Annotated in this window: 23 protein-coding genes; 17 read left to right on the forward strand and 6 right to left on the reverse strand. The window is 30.0% G+C overall.

Annotated elements, in window-relative coordinates; genetic code table 11:
- Window positions 1-67 precede the first annotated feature (67 nt).
- Complete coding sequence (gene infC, locus DMR38_RS10615; RefSeq protein WP_063557173.1) at window positions 68-586, forward strand: translation initiation factor IF-3; 519 nt, start codon at window positions 68-70, stop codon at window positions 584-586.
- Between the two features lie 61 nt (window positions 587-647).
- Here the strand turns inward: infC and DMR38_RS10620 are convergent, their stop codons facing one another.
- Both DMR38_RS10620 and DMR38_RS10625 read right to left on the reverse strand, forming a co-directional pair.
- Window positions 648-1,574 (reverse strand): response regulator, encoded by a 927-nt coding sequence (locus DMR38_RS10620; RefSeq protein WP_127721295.1) that lies wholly within the window; start codon window positions 1,572-1,574, stop codon window positions 648-650.
- Window positions 1,575-1,581: 7 nt separating this feature from the next.
- Window positions 1,582-2,886, reverse strand: coding sequence for a sensor histidine kinase (locus DMR38_RS10625; protein ID WP_243124282.1), 1,305 nt, complete (start codon window positions 2,884-2,886; stop codon window positions 1,582-1,584).
- Between the two features lie 306 nt (window positions 2,887-3,192).
- Between DMR38_RS10625 and DMR38_RS10630 the strand changes: the two genes are divergently transcribed.
- The 3 genes from DMR38_RS10630 to DMR38_RS10640 all read left to right on the forward strand — a co-directional run bounded on the left by DMR38_RS10630 (window position 3,193) and on the right by DMR38_RS10640 (window position 6,254).
- Complete coding sequence (locus DMR38_RS10630) at window positions 3,193-4,509, forward strand: cation:dicarboxylase symporter family transporter (protein ID WP_127721297.1); 1,317 nt, start codon at window positions 3,193-3,195, stop codon at window positions 4,507-4,509.
- A gap of 264 nt (window positions 4,510-4,773) precedes the next feature.
- Window positions 4,774-5,733, forward strand: coding sequence for an ROK family protein (locus DMR38_RS10635; RefSeq protein ID WP_127721298.1), 960 nt, complete (start codon window positions 4,774-4,776; stop codon window positions 5,731-5,733).
- A gap of 131 nt (window positions 5,734-5,864) precedes the next feature.
- Complete coding sequence (locus DMR38_RS10640; RefSeq protein WP_127721299.1) at window positions 5,865-6,254, forward strand: hypothetical protein; 390 nt, start codon at window positions 5,865-5,867, stop codon at window positions 6,252-6,254.
- 88 nt (window positions 6,255-6,342) lie between these two features.
- On the opposite strand, the gene DMR38_RS10645 is transcribed toward DMR38_RS10640, so the two are convergent.
- A complete protein-coding gene (locus tag DMR38_RS10645) occupies window positions 6,343-6,738 on the reverse strand; it encodes a hypothetical protein (RefSeq protein WP_127721300.1) in 396 nt (131 codons plus the stop codon).
- A 141-nt stretch (window positions 6,739-6,879) separates the two neighbouring features.
- Here DMR38_RS10645 and DMR38_RS10650 point away from each other — a divergent pair, with 141 nt between their 5' ends.
- The 12 genes from DMR38_RS10650 to DMR38_RS10705 all read left to right on the forward strand — a co-directional run bounded on the left by DMR38_RS10650 (window position 6,880) and on the right by DMR38_RS10705 (window position 15,653).
- Window positions 6,880-7,797 (forward strand): patatin-like phospholipase family protein, encoded by a 918-nt coding sequence (locus tag DMR38_RS10650; protein WP_127721301.1) that lies wholly within the window; start codon window positions 6,880-6,882, stop codon window positions 7,795-7,797.
- A 93-nt stretch (window positions 7,798-7,890) separates the two neighbouring features.
- Window positions 7,891-9,306: a cysteine--tRNA ligase gene (gene cysS / locus DMR38_RS10655; protein WP_127721302.1), complete on the forward strand. Its 1,416-nt coding sequence runs from the start codon at window positions 7,891-7,893 to the stop codon at window positions 9,304-9,306.
- An 84-nt stretch (window positions 9,307-9,390) separates the two neighbouring features.
- Window positions 9,391-10,281, forward strand: a complete 891-nt coding sequence (locus DMR38_RS10660) for a potassium channel family protein (protein WP_127721303.1) — start codon at window positions 9,391-9,393, stop codon at window positions 10,279-10,281.
- A 67-nt stretch (window positions 10,282-10,348) separates the two neighbouring features.
- Entirely contained in the window at window positions 10,349-10,978 is a 630-nt protein-coding gene (locus tag DMR38_RS10665; protein WP_127721304.1) for a HutD family protein, read from the forward strand.
- 183 nt (window positions 10,979-11,161) lie between these two features.
- Window positions 11,162-11,368 carry a DUF1657 domain-containing protein gene (locus DMR38_RS10670; RefSeq protein WP_127721305.1) on the forward strand — a complete coding sequence of 69 codons (207 nt, stop codon included), beginning with the start codon at window positions 11,162-11,164 and terminating at the stop codon, window positions 11,366-11,368.
- A 16-nt stretch (window positions 11,369-11,384) separates the two neighbouring features.
- Entirely contained in the window at window positions 11,385-12,245 is an 861-nt protein-coding gene (locus DMR38_RS10675) for a YetF domain-containing protein (RefSeq protein WP_127721306.1), read from the forward strand.
- A gap of 11 nt (window positions 12,246-12,256) precedes the next feature.
- A complete protein-coding gene (gene spoVAC / locus DMR38_RS10680; protein WP_127721307.1) occupies window positions 12,257-12,736 on the forward strand; it encodes a stage V sporulation protein AC in 480 nt (159 codons plus the stop codon).
- Complete coding sequence (gene spoVAD / locus DMR38_RS10685; protein ID WP_127721308.1) at window positions 12,737-13,735, forward strand: stage V sporulation protein AD; 999 nt, start codon at window positions 12,737-12,739, stop codon at window positions 13,733-13,735.
- A gap of 17 nt (window positions 13,736-13,752) precedes the next feature.
- Complete coding sequence (gene spoVAE / locus DMR38_RS10690) at window positions 13,753-14,106, forward strand: stage V sporulation protein AE (protein ID WP_127721309.1); 354 nt, start codon at window positions 13,753-13,755, stop codon at window positions 14,104-14,106.
- A 20-nt stretch (window positions 14,107-14,126) separates the two neighbouring features.
- The gene (locus DMR38_RS10695; protein WP_127721310.1) at window positions 14,127-14,333 is read left to right on the forward strand and encodes a DUF1657 domain-containing protein; all 207 of its coding nucleotides are present in this window, start codon (window positions 14,127-14,129) and stop codon (window positions 14,331-14,333) included.
- Window positions 14,334-14,566: 233 nt separating this feature from the next.
- The gene (locus DMR38_RS10700; protein WP_127721311.1) at window positions 14,567-15,355 is read left to right on the forward strand and encodes an SDR family oxidoreductase; all 789 of its coding nucleotides are present in this window, start codon (window positions 14,567-14,569) and stop codon (window positions 15,353-15,355) included.
- A gap of 85 nt (window positions 15,356-15,440) precedes the next feature.
- Entirely contained in the window at window positions 15,441-15,653 is a 213-nt protein-coding gene (locus DMR38_RS10705; RefSeq protein WP_175412986.1) for a DUF3006 domain-containing protein, read from the forward strand.
- A gap of 203 nt (window positions 15,654-15,856) precedes the next feature.
- Here the strand turns inward: DMR38_RS10705 and DMR38_RS10710 are convergent, their stop codons facing one another.
- From DMR38_RS10710 to DMR38_RS10720, 3 genes are read right to left on the reverse strand one after another with little or no spacing between them, the layout of a single operon-like run.
- A complete protein-coding gene (locus tag DMR38_RS10710; protein WP_127721312.1) occupies window positions 15,857-16,816 on the reverse strand; it encodes an acyl-CoA dehydratase activase in 960 nt (319 codons plus the stop codon).
- Window positions 16,797-17,894, reverse strand: coding sequence for a 2-hydroxyglutaryl-CoA dehydratase (locus DMR38_RS10715; protein ID WP_127721313.1), 1,098 nt, complete (start codon window positions 17,892-17,894; stop codon window positions 16,797-16,799). The genes DMR38_RS10710 and DMR38_RS10715 overlap by 20 nt, the downstream gene beginning before the upstream one ends.
- Entirely contained in the window at window positions 17,891-18,790 is a 900-nt protein-coding gene (locus tag DMR38_RS10720) for an acyl-CoA dehydratase activase-related protein (RefSeq protein WP_127721314.1), read from the reverse strand. The genes DMR38_RS10715 and DMR38_RS10720 overlap by 4 nt, the downstream gene beginning before the upstream one ends.
- 865 nt (window positions 18,791-19,655) lie before the next feature.
- Between DMR38_RS10720 and DMR38_RS10725 the strand changes: the two genes are divergently transcribed.
- Complete coding sequence (locus DMR38_RS10725; RefSeq protein ID WP_127721315.1) at window positions 19,656-20,642, forward strand: tyrosine recombinase XerC; 987 nt, start codon at window positions 19,656-19,658, stop codon at window positions 20,640-20,642.
- The last annotated feature ends 48 nt before the right edge of the window (window positions 20,643-20,690 follow it).

Raw genomic sequence — 20,690 nt, forward strand, 5'->3', positions numbered from 1 at the left:
AACCATATTTTGTGGTTGCACAAGACTGAATGCTTATATATAATAGTAAATAGGTAAACTTTAATTTGTGGAGGTGTATACTATTAATAAAAAAAATAACTTAAATGAAGAAATTAGGGCAGACAAGATTAGATTGGTAGGAGAAAAAGAAAGTGAGATTGTAAATACTAAAGATGCTTTAAATATGGCAAGAGAGCAGGGTATGGATTTAGTAGCAGTTTCACCGCAAGCTAAACCACCTGTTTGCAAGATAATGAATTATAGTAAATTTCTTTATGAGCAATCTAAAAAAGCAAAACAAGCTAAAAAGAATCAAAAAATTGTAGAATTAAAGGAAGTTAGATTAAGTGCTACTATTGAGGAAAATGATATAGAAATCAAAGCAAATAATGCGAGAAAATTTTTGACCAAGGGAAATAAAGTGAAGGTTTCTATAAGGTTTAGGGGGAGACAAAATAATTATACAAGTTTAGGTAGGAAAGTTTTCGACACATTTTTAAGTAAATTAGATGAAAGCTCAGTAGTAGAAAGAGCGCCTAAATTAGAAGGGAATAATATGTTTATGATTTTAGCCCCTAAGAAATAGAGTACTTAGTAAAAATAGAACAATAGTATCAGAATTTTAGTAAAAGTTCTGATACTATTTTTTATATATCATTGCTTTTGTAATTTTTTGATTTTATATATAAAACCTTGATAAACTTTTTAACATTTATATGTATAGGTTGACTAAGAGGAGTATTATTTTTTAGTTCCAACATTTTTTTCCTTACTTCCGTAAAATCGAAAAATTCAGCAGCATATTCTTCAAATTTGGGGTTAGAATAATCTGTAAGACCAAGGGAGGCTATATAATTTAGTGACTGAAGTACTGCCCTCCTAACTCTTTGTTCTGACGCCTTTATCTCTTTTTTTATATCAATTGAAGAAGAATTTTGTCCAAGTTTTTTTTCAGAGGTTTTAATAAATATTTCCTTTAAAGATGGGAAATCCTTTTCAACAGTTTTTTCGTTTTCACGAGTATATAAGTATTCTACAATGGACAGTAGATCTTTACTACCGCTTTCAGCAATTATACCTAATTGGCTTAATATAAATTCACTGTATTCTAAAATACCTTTATTTGATTTTGAACTATTTTTATTATCAAGTGTATCCGTCTTTAAAAAGTTTAAGGTGTCTCGAATATAATTTATGGACTTTTCAATCTTTATTTGTTCAATTACCTTTTTTATAATGCCAATTACTTCAAGTCTGTTTATTGGTTTTGTAATATAGTACTGTACGCCTAAAGAATAAGCTTTTCCTATCATTTCTTTGTTCTCTACTTGGGATAACATTATTGATTTACCTTTAAAAGAAGGGTCAAGTTCGCTTATAGTTTGAAGACCATCTTTAATTGGCATTAAAAGATCAATTATAAGTATATCTATTTTTTTATTACATAGAAATCTAGTTGATATGGGAACACCATTTGCTGCTTCACCAACAACTTCTCCTAAATTGTAGTCTTCAATTATTTCAGATAACATTGAACGAATAGCTTCGTCATCGTCTACAATAAAAAATCTCATGTTTGTATCATCCTTCCTTTATCAAACTTTTAATTGGAAGCTCAATAGTAAAAGTAGTTTCACCTGAACTATATGTGCTTTCAAGCAGGATTCGTCCTTTTAAATTTGTAACTGTTTGTTTTACATAAGAAAGACCTATTCCTGTTGACGGTTTCCCTAGCTTATTATATTTTGTTGTATAGCCAGGTTTAAAAATAAGATCCTTTTTCTTTTCAGGTATTCCTATGCCATTGTCAGAGACCTGAAATTTAATTAAGTTTTCTATTTTGCCTATATAGATTTTTATAGTACCGGCATTTTCTATGGATTCTACAGAATTTGATACTAAATTATTTATAAGTGACAGTACAGTATAAATATGAAGATCAGGAATGTCGCCAGATGCTATATTTATTGAAAAATCAATGCTTTTTCCAAGAGCTATAGAATATTTTTTATTTGTATCTAATATTATATTCCCAATTTCCTCAACATTCATATAGTCCTTAGAATTTTCAGATAAAATCATTTTAGAAAGTCCAGAATATATTCTTTGGTTGTCCTTTTTGATTTCATGCACTTGACCTGCAATTTTTAATAATTTTTGTGACAATTCAGTTTTATTTAATTTTGAATAATTGTTTTTTAGAGATTCATATAAATTATAGCAGTCTCTCGTAATACTTTCAGCAAAGGTTAGTGATTTCTTTAATTGTACAGATTCTGCATACAGGTTTGAAATAAGCAGCAGCATATATCTATTTTGATCTTTTTGTTGGGTAGCGGCTGTTCTTATTTCATTTAATTGTATTATGTTGAAAAACCCGAGTACAAAAAAAGATCGTATAATTGCAATTACGGAAACCAATCCAAAGGCATAAACTGAAATAGAATTTCTGAGTACTAAAAACCTTACTATAAGTTCACAAGTTGAGGAAAGTATGTCTATACAGGCAGCTAAAATACCCATCAAAAGAGGATTATTGTGTAAGTTATTTATTTTTGTTAAATAAAATAAACATGAAAAAACTAAATAGTAAAAAAATGCAGGAGAATTTATTAAAAAAGCTTGATGAAATTCAAATCCATTTTGAAGTACGCAGTCGAGAACAATTCTAAATATAACGGTAGATATACCAGCTACGATTCCGTATATGGGTATAGGAATCTTTTTAACCCAAAACGAGAAAAACAAAAATAGTACAGGACTAAAGCTAACACGAAAAGTACTATTTAGTGGGAAAAATTTAAATTCTCCAACTATTGGTACTGAAATTATTATTAATATTAAAATAAATAAATCTTCTTTTAAGGCAGATGTAGTATTTTTCAAGTAAACACACCTCATTTTAATTATATAAAAATAAAACCCCATATATTATAAATTAAATAAATGAGATTGACAAACTTCTACAAAAATATTATTAATTATATATTTAAATTAGTTTGAAATTTAAATTAGTGTATTCAAATATATTCTTTATTTATAAAATTGATAAAAAATTTTTTATATATTTCAGTATAATAATATAGTTTTTTGTATGTTAAGTTGTAATATTTAGGTGTTGGTAATATGTGCATATATTAATCGTTTACAAAATAACAGTATAATTATTTGAAATATGGGAAGGGGATTAGAATGGAAAAGAAGAAAAGAAAACTTAAAGGTGGACTAGCCACTCAAATTTTAATTGGTCTTATACTTGGAGTTATAGTTGGTGCTATTTTTTATGGTAATCCAAATCTACCTAAATATCTTCAACCTTTTGGAACTATCTTTTTAAGGCTGATTAAAATGATAGTTATACCTATTGTAGTATCATGTCTTATAGTAGGTGTTGCAGGAGTAGGTGATATGAAGAAGGTAGGAGCTCTTGCATTAAAGACTATAATATATTTTGAAATAATGACTACTATTGCATTAATTGTTGGACTTTTATTTTCAAACGTATTCCATCCAGGTACGGGTGTAAATATGAGCAGCTTGACTAAGACAAACATTGCTAGTTACGTTGACACTGCAAAAAAGGCTACTAATAAGGGATTTGTAGATACTATAATAAATATTTTCCCTACGAATATTATGGATTCTTTAAGTAAAGGAGATATGCTTCCAATTATATTCTTCTCTGTTATGTTTGGACTTGGAGTTGCATCTATTGGAGAAAAAGGAAAACCTATATTAAACTTTTTTCAGGGTGTAGCAGATACAATGTTCTGGGTAACTAACCAGATTATGAAAACTGCACCTATAGGTGTATTTGCATTAATTGGCTGCACTGTATGCAATTTTGGGCTTAAATCCCTTATTCCGTTAGGAAAGTTAATGATATTAGTTTATGCGGGTATGATTTTCTTTATACTTGTATTTATGGGAATAGCAGCAAAATTGGTTGGAAATAGTATATTCAAATTAATAAGAATATTAAAAGATGAGCTTTTGCTTGCTTTTAGTACAGCTAGTTCAGAAACAGTACTTCCTAGGTTGATGACAAAAATGGAGAAGTACGGGTGCCCAAGTGCTACAGTATCTTTTGTAGTTCCTACAGGTTATACTTTTAATCTTGATGGTTCTACACTTTATGAATCTATGGCAGCTATATTTATAGCACAGTTATATGGTATGCATCTTTCCATTGGAGCTCAAATAAGCTTAGTAATAGTACTTATGATAACTTCAAAGGGAATAGCAGGTGTCCCAGGAGCTTCTTTTGTAGTACTGCTAGCTACACTTGGAACTTGTGGTATTCCAATAGAAGGTCTTGCTTTTATAGCTGGAATTGATCGTCTTTTAGATATGGGAAGAACGGTAGTAAATGTTGTTGGAAATTCTTTAGCTAGTATATTTGTTGCCAACTGGGAACATGTATATGACAAAGAAAAGGGTGAAAAGTATTACCAATCCATTATAGATCATAAAGATCATAAAGATAAATTAAAAAGTGTAGAGGCATAGTAATGGTGCCTGTCACCGAGCGGGACAAAAATATTCCCATTAGGTGACAGGCACCTAATGTTTTTCTATAGAAGTTTTATCAATGGATACATTTGAAGCTATTACATCTGGTGTTATATTCCTAGCATATTGTAAAGTGTTTAATGTTGCTTTATTTAAACTTGCAATAGGAATTATACAAATTTATAAAAATTAGTTAATGATATAAATATGTGATATATTATATTTTGATGGAAATATTATATGGAGAGGAGAGAAGATAACTTGAAAGATAAATATGTAGTTGGAGTTGATTTAGGCGGTACCAAAATTTGTGCTGCTGTTGTAAACTTCATGGGACAAGTAATATGTAAGGTTACTTTGCCAACGAAAGCGGAAAAAGGGGAAAACTTCATATTAAATAGAATGATAGAGATTATTGATAAGGTAATGGAGGAGTGTAAAGTTGACAGAAAAAAAATAGTAGGCGTGGGAATCGGATCTCCAGGTCCGCTTGATATAGATAAAGGTGAGATAATATGTACCCCAAATTTGCCTTTTAGAAATTTTAGTATTGTAAAACCCATAAAGGATAATTTTGAGATTCCAGTATATTTGGATAATGATGCAAATGCAGCGGCATTAGGAGAATATATGTTTGGTGCAGGCAAGGGCAGTAAAAACATGGTATTCATAACAGTTTCTACAGGAATAGGGGGAGGAGCTGTATTAAATGGTAGAATATATAGAGGTAATACTAAAAATGCACTGGAAGTAGGGCATATGACTTTAGAAAAAGAAGGTCCCCTGTGTAACTGTGGAAATTATGGATGTGCAGAGGTACTTGCATCTGGTACTGCTATAGCACGAGAAGCAAAAAGAGCAATAAAAATAGGAGAATGTACTTCTCTTTCTAAATATAAGAATATAACTTCAAAAGAAGTATTTAAAGAGGCAGAACTTGGAGATGGAGTATCTAAAAATATATTGGACAGAGCTTTAAATTACCTTGGAATATGTGTTGCAAATGTAGTCACTTGCTTTGATCCGGAAGTAGTTGTGATAGGTGGAGGAGTATGCAAAGGTGGAAGTATAGTTTTAAGTAAAGTAAAACAAGTTGTGCAAAAAAGGTGTTTTCAATCTATAAGTGAAAATACTAAGATACTTTCTGCTCGTTTAGGAGAAGATTCTGGAGCTATAGGAGCTGCAGCTCTTGCTATTATGGAAAGTTGTTATGAAAATTAGATGCAGCTAACTGCCTTATTTTTTATCAACATATATGTTTACGTATACAATAAATAGGAACATTACGTACGTTATATTAATAAACTAATTGGTAACAGATATTTGAAGTAAATTTGAGGGGGAACTTGTAAATGTTACAGAGTATTATTAATGAAATTGTTCCTATAGCTATAACTGTCATAGTAGGTGTGTTAGTTGCTGCAATTAAAGCTATTGGAGATGCCATTGTAGTATTAGTTGAGAAAAGAAAAGAGGAGGTTATACAAAAAATACGTATTAATAGATATAATGGATGCCTGCAAGTTGCCAGAGAAGTATGGAGGGTTGTAGATGAATATTTTAGGATAAATTCAAACATAGAAAGTACTATTTCTAACAAACAAAAAAAATTTGAAGGAGAAATATTAAAAATATTGCCTGATTTGACTGCTGCTCAAATAGAACAATTAAGACAATCTGTTGCAGGTGAGATAAATAAGGACAAAGATAAAATTGCACATAATAATATTGAGAAAATTTAAAAAGAAAACCTCACATAAGTGTCTTAAAATTTTAAGACACTTATGTGAGGTTTTTAATTAACGTAAAAATTATTATGTTTACTTAAAATTAAAGTAAATTATTATCTTCAATTTTACTTTCACTATTTAAAATATGATTTTTAATTTCCCCACCAGTTTTTTTTATGATTTCTTTCAAATTTTCATTATCTACAGAATTAGAATTTACAATTACTTTATAAGATGTGTTCTCAAGGTCGCTAAAACTACCAAAACCACTTATCATGGGACTTGTAGATGGAAGAGTCCTTCCAGATGAAGTATAGGAAACTCCTGAGGAATTTATTACATTTGAAAAATTTATACCAAAATCTGAATTAGAACTTAAGGGGTCTATATAATTGTCATTTAAATCCACAGCGGTATGGCTAAATCCTTCACTTTTAAGTTCCTTTACAGCTTCATTGGCGTTTTTAATGCCTTTATAGTAAATTTCAATTCGCATTTTGACAATCTCCCTTCTTTCTTTAATATAACATCAATAATTATAATTATAGTTTCCCACTTATTTTGAATAATATTCTATAATTGATTTTTAAGTATCCAATATATAAATATTTACATATTTATATATTGAGGTGATTTTATGATAGCAAATGCTGTATTTGAAGGTGGAGGTATGAAGGGAATAGGACTTATAGGCGCAGTATGTTGTTTTGAAAAAATGGGATATAAGTGGAACAAGTTTGCGGGGACTTCTGCTGGAGCGGTAATAGCTTCACTTTTAGCAGTAGGGTATAGTGGAGAAGAATTGAAAGATATAGCTATGAATCTAAACCGAGATGCATTTTTTAAAAAAAAATGGATAAGAGAACTTTCCTTAATTAAAAAATCTTTTACACTTTTTAAAGATAAGGGAATATATTCTTCAGATGCTGTAAAAAAATATATTGGAGAACTCATATCTAAAAAAGGAAAAAGAACTTTTGGAGATATAAGTGTAGATGGAAAGTCACCTCTTAAAATAGTAGCATCAGATATAACTAAAAAGAGAATGCTAATACTACCAGATGATTTAAAAGAATACGGTATAGATCCTATGAAGTTTGAAATAGCAGAAGCAGTTCGAATGAGTATAAGTATCCCTCTTTATTTTAAACCGGTAAAATTTCATTATAAAGGGGAATGCAGCTATATAGTTGATGGGGGTATACTCAGTAATTTCCCAATATGGATATTTGATACGGAAAATATCCCAGAGTTTCCTACAATAGGGTTTAAATTAGCGGAAGAGGATATAAGCTATGGAGAATCAAAAAAGATGGATTTTATTTCTTACTTATTTGATATATTTGGGACCATGATAGATAAAAATGAGGAAGTGTATGTGAAGGATAAATATGCAGTTAGAACTGTATTTATTCCAACATTAGGAGTTAGAAGTACAGAATTTAATATATCCAGTAAAATGAGAATGAAACTTTTTCAATCAGGATATAGTAGTTCAGAAAGGTTTTTACATCTTTGGAATTTTAACAATTATATAAGGGATTATGTAAAATAGAACATGTCAGATTATTGAATTATATTAAAATTGTGATAATATTTATCTATAATACAATTTTAACAGTTCATGCATGGTAAGGGGAGATATACTATGGATTTTTACGTTTATAATACAATGAGTAGAAAAAAAGAAAAATTTGTCCCTGTAAATGAAGGGAAAGTTGGAATTTATACCTGCGGTCCTACAGTTTATAATTATGCTCATATAGGAAATTTAAGAACATATATTTTTGAGGATATATTAAAGAAAGCTTTTGAATATGGTCACTACAAAGTTAAGCATGTTATGAATATAACTGATGTAGGACATTTGCAATCTGATGCAGATACAGGTGAAGATAAGATGCAAATAGGGGCTGAACGTGAAAATAAAACTGTATGGGAAATTGCTAAATTTTATGAGAATGCTTTTTTTAAGGATTGTCATAAACTCAATATAAGAAAACCTGATATAGTTTGTAAGGCTACAGATCATATTCAAGATATGATAGATATAATTAAGACACTGGAGGAAAAGGGATATACCTACACATCAAAGGGAAATGTGTATTATGAAATTGATAAGTTTAAAGATTATAATAAACTAGCCAATTTAAGTATGGAAGAATTAGAAGCAGGAGCTAGAATAGATGTGGATGAGAATAAGAAAAATCCACTGGATTTTGTACTTTGGTTTACAAATTCTAAATTTAAAGATCAAATAATGCAGTGGAATTCTCCTTGGGGAAAAGGCTTTCCTGGTTGGCATATAGAATGTTCTGCTATGTCAATAAAATACTTAGGAGATAAAATAGATATACACTGCGGTGGAGTAGACCATATTCCGGTACATCATACGAATGAAATAGCTGAATCAGAAGCGGCACTTGGACACAAATGGGTGAATTATTGGATGCATGGAGAATTTTTGGTATTATCTGATGGCAAAATGTCTAAATCAAAAGGTGATTTTTTAACCCTTTCTAAAATTGAAAAGGAAGGCTTCTCACCTATGGATTATAGATACTTTTGTCTTCAATCTAGGTATAGAAAACAGCTTATGTTCAGTTTTGATGCATTAAGACAGGCACAGCTAGCTTATAAAAAATTAAAGGATAAAGTTGCAGATATAGTTTCAAATGTAAAAGAAAATGAAAGGGCAGATGAGGAACTTGTTAATAATTATAAAAATAAGTTTCAGGAAAAGATAAGTGATGATTTGAATATACCAAATGCATTTACCGTGTTATTTGAAGTTATAAAAGATGATGAATTAACAAACAAGGAAAAAAGCTTACTTATAGAAAGTTTTGATACTGTTTTTTCAATGGATCTTTTAAAGTCCAACAATCATAATTTAGAAAAGTTGGATTCAGAAGATATCAAAAGACTCATATGTGAGAGAAATGATGCAAGAAACCACAAGGATTGGCATAAGGCAGATGTAATTAGGGATGAACTTAAATCTATGGGAATAGATTTAATAGATTCAAAAGAAGGGACTAAGTTGAAGGTTAGAAACAGTTAGATTATGGTGAAAATTAATAGGAAAATGTGATAATAAACTTTTTCGAAAAGTATAAATATATATACAATAGATAGAGGTATGTTTATGAAGAAGTTTATTAGTATATATAAAATTAAAAAGAAAACCATTTTGTCTGCATTGGCATTTTCCTATGTAACTGTATTATTTCTATTCGGGCTTATCTATTGGAGCATTGCAAATACTTCTAGGGGAGATTTTTTTGTATTTCAAAAAGATGTAAATATGACTACCAAAGTAGATGCATTTAAAAAAAATCTAAACATTAAAATTAAAAGCAGAGAATTGAAAAACACTGTGGAAGATTTAATAAGTTCTGATGAATACAAAAGACCTTTTGCAAATTTAGAAATCGTAGACGATTCAGGTTCTTCTATAAAGGTATTTTCCTTTGATAAATCTTTAGGAAAATTATGGGCGAACTATTATAGTACATTGTTAAAAGATAAGGGCGTAACCCATATAAGCCTAGAAGATATGGGAGAAGATAGGGTTAATAGTAAGTTTAACAGTTGTAAATTGAAAATATGCTTTTATACAGTAAATAAAAATGGAATGTATAAAAGTTTTAATTGCTATAAAAAAAATCAAGCAAATCAGTTAAGAAAAGTGGATACTAAATATATGTGGGTAAATGACTATACTATGCTTAAAAGTAAATTTCTTAAAGAAGAATACTATTATTATCCACTAAACTTTTATTTTTCAAAGCTTGTTGAAAATTCCATATCATTTTTGGATAATAGTCCTCTAGTACTTAAATCAGTGGTTTGTGGAAATTTCAAATATCCAATAGGAAATTTTATATATTTTAGTGCTGTAACTATAACCACATTGGGATATGGTGATATTTTGCCTAATTCTATTATAGTGCGTTTTATGGTAATTATGGAGACCATACTAGGAATAATAATAGTAGGCACATTTACTTCTTGTTTATTCTGGAATAGAAATTAAAATAAAATTTTTTGTGATATAATTTACCTAGAATTAAATCTATACGTATGAGGAGATGTGTAATGTGATGAATACAGTAAAAATTATAAGGTCGGATGAATATAAGACAAGCAGATGGTCGGGAGGGACTACTACAGAGCTTTTAATATATCCTTATGAAGCAAAATATGCTGATAGAAATTTTAAATGGAGATTAAGCTCCGCTAGGGTTATAGATGAAGAATCTGTATTCACTCATTTACCTGGAATTGCTAGAATCATAATGAGCATAGATGGAAAGTTAACTCTCCATCATGAGGGACACTATGAAAAGAATTTAAAGCCTTTTGAACAGGATAGTTTTATGGGTGATTGGAATACTAAAAGTTTTGGAAAGGTAACAGATTTTAACTTAATGATGGCTGCTGGATGCCAGGGAAAAATGAAGACATACACTTTTGAAGGTAAAAAAGTATATGAAGAAAAACTTAATCCAGGTGAATATATTAATAGGCAAAAGAATATAAAACAAATTACATACGTATTTTATATTTTGGGTGAAAAAGTTGAAACTTATATTAGCGGTATGAAGGTGTATCTTAACAATAAAGATACATTAGCTGTAACCACTTTGCTTAATGGTGATCCTTTTAATATTAAATTTTCCAATAAAGGTGAAGAAAACATTAAAGTTATAAAGACAGAAATAGCATATTAGTTATATGTAGTAAGTAGAAAAAGACCTTTGAAAATATTATTGTTTTTTAGGTCTTTTTTTATTTAAAAAATTTACATATAAGTTACATAAATTATATGTAATAATTCTATTTAAACAGGGTAAAACTATATTAGAAAAGTTGGTTAGTAATTTTATAAGAAATATGAGGGAGGGCTTAATAAATTGACTGTAGGATCTCAAGTAAAACAGACACTGGCTGTTCTTAAAGGTGCTGAAAGTACTTTGAGAGTATATTCTCTTCAAGAACAGAATAAAAAAGTAAAGAATGTGTACAAAGAGGCACTGGATGCTGTAGATGGTATTACAAAAAATCTAAATGATAGATTAAAGTATTTAGAATATGAAGAGCCTCAATATAAACAGAACTGATTTGGGGGAATAATATATGAAAATTTGGATTATAATTTTGTTAAAATCTACAGTATTATTTTTTGTTACCTTGTTTTTTATAACAATAGAGGGAAAAAAGCATCCCAGGAAGATATCTCCTTTTAATTTTATAAACTATAGTGTAATAGCGGTTTTAATAGCACTAACGTGCACGAATGTTATATATAACTGGGTAATTGGTATTCTGGCCATAGCTGTATGGATGTTACTTCCATTAATTTTAGAATATGCTTCTATGAAAAGTAAGTTTATATGCAATTTGCTAAAGGGTAAAGGAGTCGTAGTTGTAAAAGAAGGAAAAGTAATGGAAGAAAATTTAAGTAAAATTGGATGCAGCGGTGAAGACTTATTAAGGGAACTTCGCTCAAAAAATGTATTTAATTTAGCAGATGTGGAATTTGCCATGATGGAGTCTACAGGAGATATAAATATACTCATGAAATCAGATAAAAGGCCACTTACTCCAAATGATCTTCAGATAGAAGTGTCTCAAGAAGGGGCGCCTCAGACTGTAATATTGGACGGAAATATTATAAATGAATCCTTGAGCAATTTAGGACTAAATCAAGGATGGCTTGATGTACAGTTAGAATCTAAAGGTGTATCTTTGGATAATGTATTTATAGGTCAGGTTAATTCAAAAGGCGAACTCTACATAGATTTATTTGATGATTTAATTCAAACTCCCCAATCAAATGTTAGAAAAATTCTCTATGCCAATCTGGAAAAGGCTCAGGCAGATTTGATGTCATTTACCCTTGAAACTGAGGATAAAAAGGTAAAAGATATGTATAAAAAGGATTCTGATGTTTTAAAGAATGTATTAATAAAGTTAAAACCCTATTTATTGAAATAGAAGGTGATAAAATGTCCAATAAAAAAAATAAAAAGCTGACTCCTGCACAACAAGAGTATCAAAATTTGGCTAAAGCAAAAGAGACAAAAAGAAATGTTCTTAAAAATAGTCTGAAAGCATTTTTGGTTGGCGGGAGTATTTGTGCTTTTGGTCAGGTACTTCAAATTATATTTATAAAGTATTTTAAGTTTACAGAGGCCAATGCTGGTAATCCGACATCTGCAGTTATAATAATAATTGCTGTATTACTTACAGGGTTTGGAGTATTTGATCACATTGCACAATGGGCTGGTGCAGGAACATCTATTCCTGTTACTGGTTTTGCAAATTCCATTGCATCCGCTGCTATAGAACATAGAAGCGAAGGATTCGTTCTTGGTGTAGGAGGAAATATGTTTAAAATTGCAGGTCCTGTAATAACTTTTGGAGTTTTTTCTGCTTTTGTAGTTGCTACTATAAAAGTAATTATTAAATGGTTAGGTGGGATGTAAATGATTCAAGGTCATCAATCATGGGTATTTGAATCTAAACCGGCTATACTTGGATGTGGTGCAGTAGGAGGACCGTTTGAAGCAAAAGGTGCTTTAGCTAAAGATTTTGATTTGCTTCATGAAGATATATGGCTTGGACAGGATAGCTTCGAGAAATCTGAAAAAAAGTTATTGGAGGAAGCCTGTCAGATTGCTATAAAAAATGCAAAAGTGAAAAAAGAAAGTATAAATTTTTTCATAAGTGGAGATCTTATGAATCAGATAGTTATCAGTAGTTTTGCTGCTAGAACTTTAGGTATACCGTATTTAGGTATATTTGGAGCTTGCTCAAGTTCTATGGAAGGGTTAGCTATATCGTCTTTGCTTGTAGATAATGGTGCAGCAGAATACGTTCTTTGTGGAACATCCAGCCATAATGCTGCTACAGAAAAACAGTTTAGATACCCTACAGAGTATGGAGGGCAGAAGCCTCCTACAGCTCAATGGACGGTAACAGGAGCAGGAGCTGCAGTAGTTGGAAAGGGTACTGGACCTAAAGTTACATCAGCTACTGTAGGTAAAGTAGTAGATATGGGAATTTCGGATCCATTTAATATGGGTGCTGCTATGGCACCAGCGGCAGTAGATACAATAGAAGCTCATTTTAGAGATTTAAATAGAGATCCTTCTTATTATGACATAATAGCTACGGGAGATTTGGGAAAAATAGGTCATGATATAGCAGAAGAAATTTTAAAAAAGGATGGATTTAAGTTTCAAGAAGGAGTATTTAAAGACTGTGGAAAGCTAATATATAACAAAGATCAACCTGTATTTTCAGGTGGCAGCGGATGTGCATGTTCTGCTACAGTAACTTATGGACATTTTTTTAAAGAAATGAAGAAAAAAAAGTTAAATAAAATATTAGTAGTGGCAACAGGAGCACTTATGTCACCTATGTCATATCAACAAAAAGAGAGTATACCATCTGTGGCTCATGCAGTATCTATAGAAGCATAGAAAAGAGGTGCATTCATATGGAAAAATTTCTTTGGGCATTTTTAGTAGGTGGAGGAATATGTGTAATAGGTCAGATAATGATGGACGTATTTAAACTCACACCGGCACATACAACAACTACTCTTGTAGTAGTTGGAGCTGTTCTTGGAGGATTGGGATTATATGATCCTTTAGTAAAATTTGCTGGTGCTGGTGCTTCTATACCAATAAGTAGTTTTGGAAATTCATTAGTTAAAGGAGCTATGATGGAAGCAGATGAATATGGAATAATAGGCGTGCTAACAGGAATTTTTGAGATTACTAGTGCTGGTATTTCTGCTGCTGTGATTTTTGGATTTATAGGGGCTTTAATATTTAAACCCAAAGGATAATTTAAAGGAGGTGATAATAAATGACAGTTGGAACTCAAATGCAGCAAGCAATAGCAGGAATTCAAAGTGCGGCTGCAACTATGAAGACATTTGAACTGGAGACACAGGACAAAAGTGCTAAAAAAGATTTCCACCAAATAGCAGCAAATTTGGATGATGCTCTTCAAATACTTCAAGGAAGACAAAAGTTCATACAGCAAGAGGAACCACAGTATAAACAATGTTAATAATAAAAATATAATTAAGAAAAGACTTAAAAGTCATAATTATCAATTAATATGATAATTATGACTTTTATTTAAACAAAAATGTAATGCAATGTATAATGTTTAAATAATAAATATTATGTAAATTAAAAATAAAGTAAACTAAAAATAGCAACAAACAACAGTTGTAAATATAAACAAAACTACTTAAAATAAAAAGTATAAACTAACAATAAACAAAATGGAGATTTATTATGACTTCAAATAATGAAAAGACTGTTCTAATTACAGGAGCTTCAAATGGAATAGGACTTGAACTTACAAAACTATTTTCTAAGGATGGATATAATTTAATACTTGTAGCTAGGAATGAAAACAAATTAACAGAAATAGCAAAAGATTTAAAAAAAAAATGTAATGTTAATGTACATATAATAAAAGAAGATCTTTCAAAACGAGAATGTGTAAAAGATCTATTTTTAAAAGTACAACAACTAGGAATAAGGGTAACTACTCTTGTTAATAATGCCGGTGCAGGTTACTGTGGACTTTTTCATGAAATTGGTATAGACAAAGATGAAGAAATAATAGGGTTAAACATTGAAGCTATTACTTATTTAACTAAATTATTTTCAAAAGAGATGATAAAGTTAAGAAAGGGGAGCATACTAAATGTAGCATCTACAGGTTCTTATGAGCCAGGACCTTATATTGCGGTATATTATGCATCTAAAGCATATGTCTTGTCCTTTTCTCAAGCCCTTGAAAATGAGCTAAAGCCCTATGGCATAAAAGTATGTACTCTGTGCCCAGGAGCTACTAGAACTGGATTTTCTAAAAATGCAGGTAAAAAAGATATAAAAACTGCTATGAATGCTGAAAAAACTGCTAAGATAGCTTATAAAGGATTTATGAAAAATAAATCTGTTATAATACCAGGATTTTTTAATAAAATAGCTGTTTTATTTTGTAAGCTATCGCCAGGTAAGGTTTCTGCGGCCATTGTTAGAAAAATACAGGAAAATGCAACTAAAAATTTTTGAAATAAATACTTTAAAGTTAAAAAATAGGTAGTATAATAGTAATATAATGGGAATGTATAATACTATGAAATGGGGGATTATTTTTATGAAAGTTATAATAGATAGGTTTGAGGGACCTTATGCCGTTTGTGAAAAAGAAGATAAAACTATGATGGATATAAAACGAATAAATTTACCCATTGATGTAAAAGAGGGATATGTACTTGATGTACATGGAGATGAAATAACTATAGATGTAAAAGAAACAGAAAATAGGAAAAAACATATAGAATTTATGACTAAAGATATGTGGAATTGATTTTCATATACTTAGGCATTTTCAAAGAAATAACTAGTCAGTATGCTAGCCTATTTTTTATCATACTGCGTCGGTAGAACCCTTAGATAGGATTCACTATCTGCGGAACCTGCCTCCTTGTCTGATAAAAAATATTCGTCGCATCTTTGACTTGTTATTTTCTTTCAAATGCCTTATTTTATGGAATAAAACTACTCCTGCATTTATGCAGAAATAGTTTTATTCCATTTTTCACATCTTCCACCAAAGAAACCCATAATTTTCTTAGTACCTGATATTTTTACAACTTCACATCTATTAGGGCATCCTTTGCATTCAAAACTTTTAGATGTAAAACTAGCATTTGCCAAATTAAATCCATTAAAGTTAGTGATTTTATTACCTTTTGCCAAAGTTTCCTTTGCTAAAATAGCTGCACCAATGGCACCCATTACTTTAAAATTTTCAGGTATTACTACTTTTTTATTTAGTATTTCTTCAAAAGCAGTCTTCATTCCTATATTTGCAGCAACTCCTCCTTGAAAAAATATTTTGGATTTTATATCTTTGCCTTTGGCCACATTAGTTAAATAATTTCTTACAAGAGCATTGCAAAGGCCTTTTATTATATCAGAGTTACTATAACCTAATTGTTGTTTGTGTATCATATCTGATTCAGCAAATACGGCACATCTCCCTGCTATTCTTACAGGAGAAGTAGATTTTAAAGCATATTCGCCAAATTGTTCAATAGGGATATCTAATCTTTCGGCTTGACGATCTAGAAAGGAACCTGTTCCTGCTGCACATACTGTATTCATTGCAAAATCTAGCACAATGCCATTTTGCAAAAGTATTATTTTAGAATCCTGACCACCTATTTCTATTATGGTTTTAACATCTTTATCTAGGTTTAAGGCAGCAACAGCATGAGAAGTTATTTCGTTTTTAATTATATCAGCACCTATAATAGAAGCAGCAATTTGTCTTCCACTTCCAGTGGTTCCAACTGCACTTATGTCCGTGTCTCTATATTTATTTTTCAATAATTTAAATCCTTCTTGAATTGCACTTATAGGCCTTCCTTTTGTCCTCAAATAAAGTGATTCAAGTAGGTTCATATTTTCATCAACTATTACAATATCTGTGCTAACTGAGCCTACGTCAACTCCCATATAATACATTTTTTTTTCTCCTTTCAAGTAAATCTAAAAATGCTTCTATTCTTGTTATATATCCAGCTTCGCCGGTCATTTCATCTACTATTAATGTAAGGATAGGAAAATTTCTATCCTTTGATATAGTTGGAAGTATGGATTTTGATACAATTTCAGGCATACACCCCATAGGGAAAATCTGTATAGCACCATCAAAACCACTTTTATCTGCTAAAACAGCTTCTCCTATACATTCCCTTGCATGACCACCTATATAATAAGGCAAATATTTTTTAGAATTCCTTCTTAAACTAAGTGAATTCAACTTTAATGGCGATAGAACCATGTCTTTAATCCACCAGCTTGGAGAAAGATATCTAGCTGTAGATACCCCATAATTCATAAGCTTTTCTTCTATAAAAAGATTTGAGAAAGGTTCTATTATAGTATATATTTCACCGATTATAGCAATTTTCAAAGGCTTTTTATTTTTAGAGATTGTTACTTTACTTAACTGTTCCATATGTTTTTTTATAGTAAATATCATTTCTTCTGGTGAAGTAGTTTTAAAAGCTTTTAATTTGCAATCTTCTAATATATTTTTGCATTGTCCTTTTTTTATTTCGTAGCCTGATAATAACTTTACCTTTTTATCTATACTGTCCATTAGGTTTATTATCTTAAGTCCCTGATGTACTACTTTTAACTTTTCTATGGCACTTTTCTTACTAACTGATCCAATAGAAAGCAGTCTTCTCATAAGTTCTTTTAATCCTATATCTTTTGGATAATCTAGAACTATAAAATTTAAGTTATAACCTAATTTTTTCAATAGATTCATTTGGAGTTCGCAATATTCTCCAAATCTGCAGGGACCGCAGCTTCCAACTATTAATATTGTATCTGCACCTTGTTTTATACTTTGTATATAATTTCCTATCATTATTTTAAAAGGAAGGCACATTTCCTCTGGAGAATAAAATGATCCAATTTCTAAGGCTTCCCTGTTGCTAAGTGGTGGAATGATATAATCAACTCCAAGTCCATCAAATACAGCCTTTGCTGCAAAACAGGTATTGCCAAGGTGGGGGAAGGTTACTTTCATAAATTTGCACACCTCCTTTTAAGCATATCTGAAAAGGCTTCTAATCTAGTATTAAAGCCTGCTTCTCCAGTTTGTTCATCTATTTTTAATATGAGCATGGGAAAATCTTTTAACCTATTTTTAATAAGTTCAATTACTACGGAATCTATTCCACAGGCAAAAGAAGAGATGTATATTATACCATCTACTTTTTTATTTTCTGCTGCATAAGTGGAAAAACCATAAGAATTTCTAGCAAAATGCCAAAATGGTTTTTTAAATAGATGGTCTACCTCACTGTTTATTATATTTTCATTTATACTTTCCTCTGTAACTATTCCGATACCAAGTTTACTTAATTTTTTTACTATATTCATATTGGTAAAGGTGTCATATAAGTTGTAAGGGTGACTTACTAATGCCGTTTTTATAGGAAAACCACTGGTATCTAGTGATAACTTATAATCTTCTTGGGTACTTAATGCTTTTTTATAGGCAGTGTTTATTTTTAAAATGTTTTTAGTAAATATCAAACCAGATTTTAACAACCAGTTTCTGCATTTTGCCTTAGAGAAAGCATATACAGGGTAGTTTAATAATGGAGGCATATTAGGAATGTCATTTATTATCATTTCTGGAAGACCGCAAAATTTTGGACATATAAATTCTCTTTTTTGTATTTGCATTATTCTAGGAATAAGCATTATATCACATTTATCCTTTATTGAAGCTACATGACCGTGAAATATTTTTATTGGGAGACATGCTTCGTCTACACAATATTTTGTTCCAAGGTTAAGTATATATTTATCTGTATCTTGGGACGTTATTATTTCAGCTCCAAGTTCTTTAAAGAACGTTTCTATAAAAGTGTGATATTTACAATACAATAATCCTTTAGGAATACCTAGTTTCATATATAAGTTGCTGCTTTCGATAGGGAAGTAGTAAATAGAAATTTATAAGCAGCGATTCCTCCAATCTTTTATGATTAAATAGTTACATTTGTATATTTTGCCATAACTGCTTGAATTTATTCAATTTTTATAAAATATTATTTCATTAGTTTGTATAATAAATATTATGTAAATTAAAATATAACCTTATTAATAAATCTTACTTGGGAGTATTACAGTAAGTAGCCATCAGATAAAAAGTTATTTTGAAATTTATTAACATGTAGATTGTACTGAAAAAAATATTTTTAAAAAAGTTTTCGACTATAAAATACAAGTTGAGAGTATTTTTATTTTCTAATTTTATAAATAAGAGGGGATACAATATCTGAAAATAAATCATAATTCTTCAAATATTATGCACAAAGATTTACAACAAGAGATAAGGAAGAATAAAGTAGAAAAATGAATCCACAAAGTTATACCCATATTGTGGAAATATTTTAATTTGATAAAAATTGCTTTTTTACATAATAAGATATATAAAGCCTTAAATTAAAAATGAAATATTCTAATTTAAAATATTTCATTTTTAAATCTAAAAATATAAATTGAGAATATTATCAATTGAAATAAAAATTTAATGTGTAAGAGATATTTTTACAAATTAATACATAGAAAGCATGCGGCATGAAATAGCTCGCAATTTAAGAGAAAAGCTATGACATTAATCATCATAATATATAAGAATAAAATATAATTAACAAATTATTCATACAATATAAGGGTATATAAGGAGGATTTTGACTTAGTTTTATAGAATATTAACTTCGCTAAATAACCATTTAGCGAAGTTATGCTTAATTTTAGAGAGGGGAATGGCTGTATGCAGTATAATTTAAGTAATATTTATAATTCTGAACTTCCACACTGCCTGAATGACTTTTTAAATTACCTTGGAACTATCCGAGGCAAGTCAAAAAACACACAGGACGGATATCAAGTTGATTTGACCATGTTTTTTAGATTTTTAAAAATATATAGAGGAATTGTTAAAGAAAATTGTGAATTTGAAAATATAGATATAAGTGATATAAATACGGATTTTATACGCAAAATAACTTTAACTGATTTATATGCATTTATATCCTTTACCGAAAATTATAGGAATAATGGAAATTATGCCAGAGCTAGAAAAGTAGCCTGCTTAAAATCATTTTTTAAATACCTTTTTAGCAAAGCTAAACTAATAGATGCAAATCCAGCTTTAGAACTGGAATCTCCTAAAATAGATAAGAGGAACCCTATTTATTTAAGCTTAAAGGAAAGCAAAATCCTTTTAAACTCTATAGATGGAAAATTCAAAGAAAGAGATTATTGTATCATAACCTTTTTCTTAAACTGTGGAATGAGACTTTCAGAACTCTGCAGCATAAATATATCAAAGATTAAGGAAGATACATTAACCGTAGTTGGAAAAGGAAATAAGGAAAGAACCATATATTTAAACAAAGCCTGCTTGACGGCTTTAAATAATTATCTTGAAATTAGAAATAAGGATTATTATAAAATAAAAGATAAAGATGCCCTTTTTCTAAGTAAAAATCACACCAGGATAAATAAAAGATCTGTGGAAATGATGCTCAAGAAATATTTAAAAAATGCAGGACTTGATAGTAACAAATATACGCCACATAAATTGAGACACACGGCTGCAACTCTTATGTATAAATACGGAAATGTAGATATTAGAAGCCTCCAAAAAATATTGGGGCACGAAAATGTATCTACTACTCAGATTTATACTCATGTAGATGATGAACAACTGAGAGAAGCAGTGAATTCAAATCCTTTAAGTGATGAAGAAGAATGAAAAAATATACGTCTGTTCCCTATTTTCTTAAAGAACAGACGTATCCCC

The organism is Clostridium sp. AWRP (assembly GCF_004006395.2).
Taxonomy (GTDB): domain Bacteria; phylum Bacillota; class Clostridia; order Clostridiales; family Clostridiaceae; genus Clostridium_B.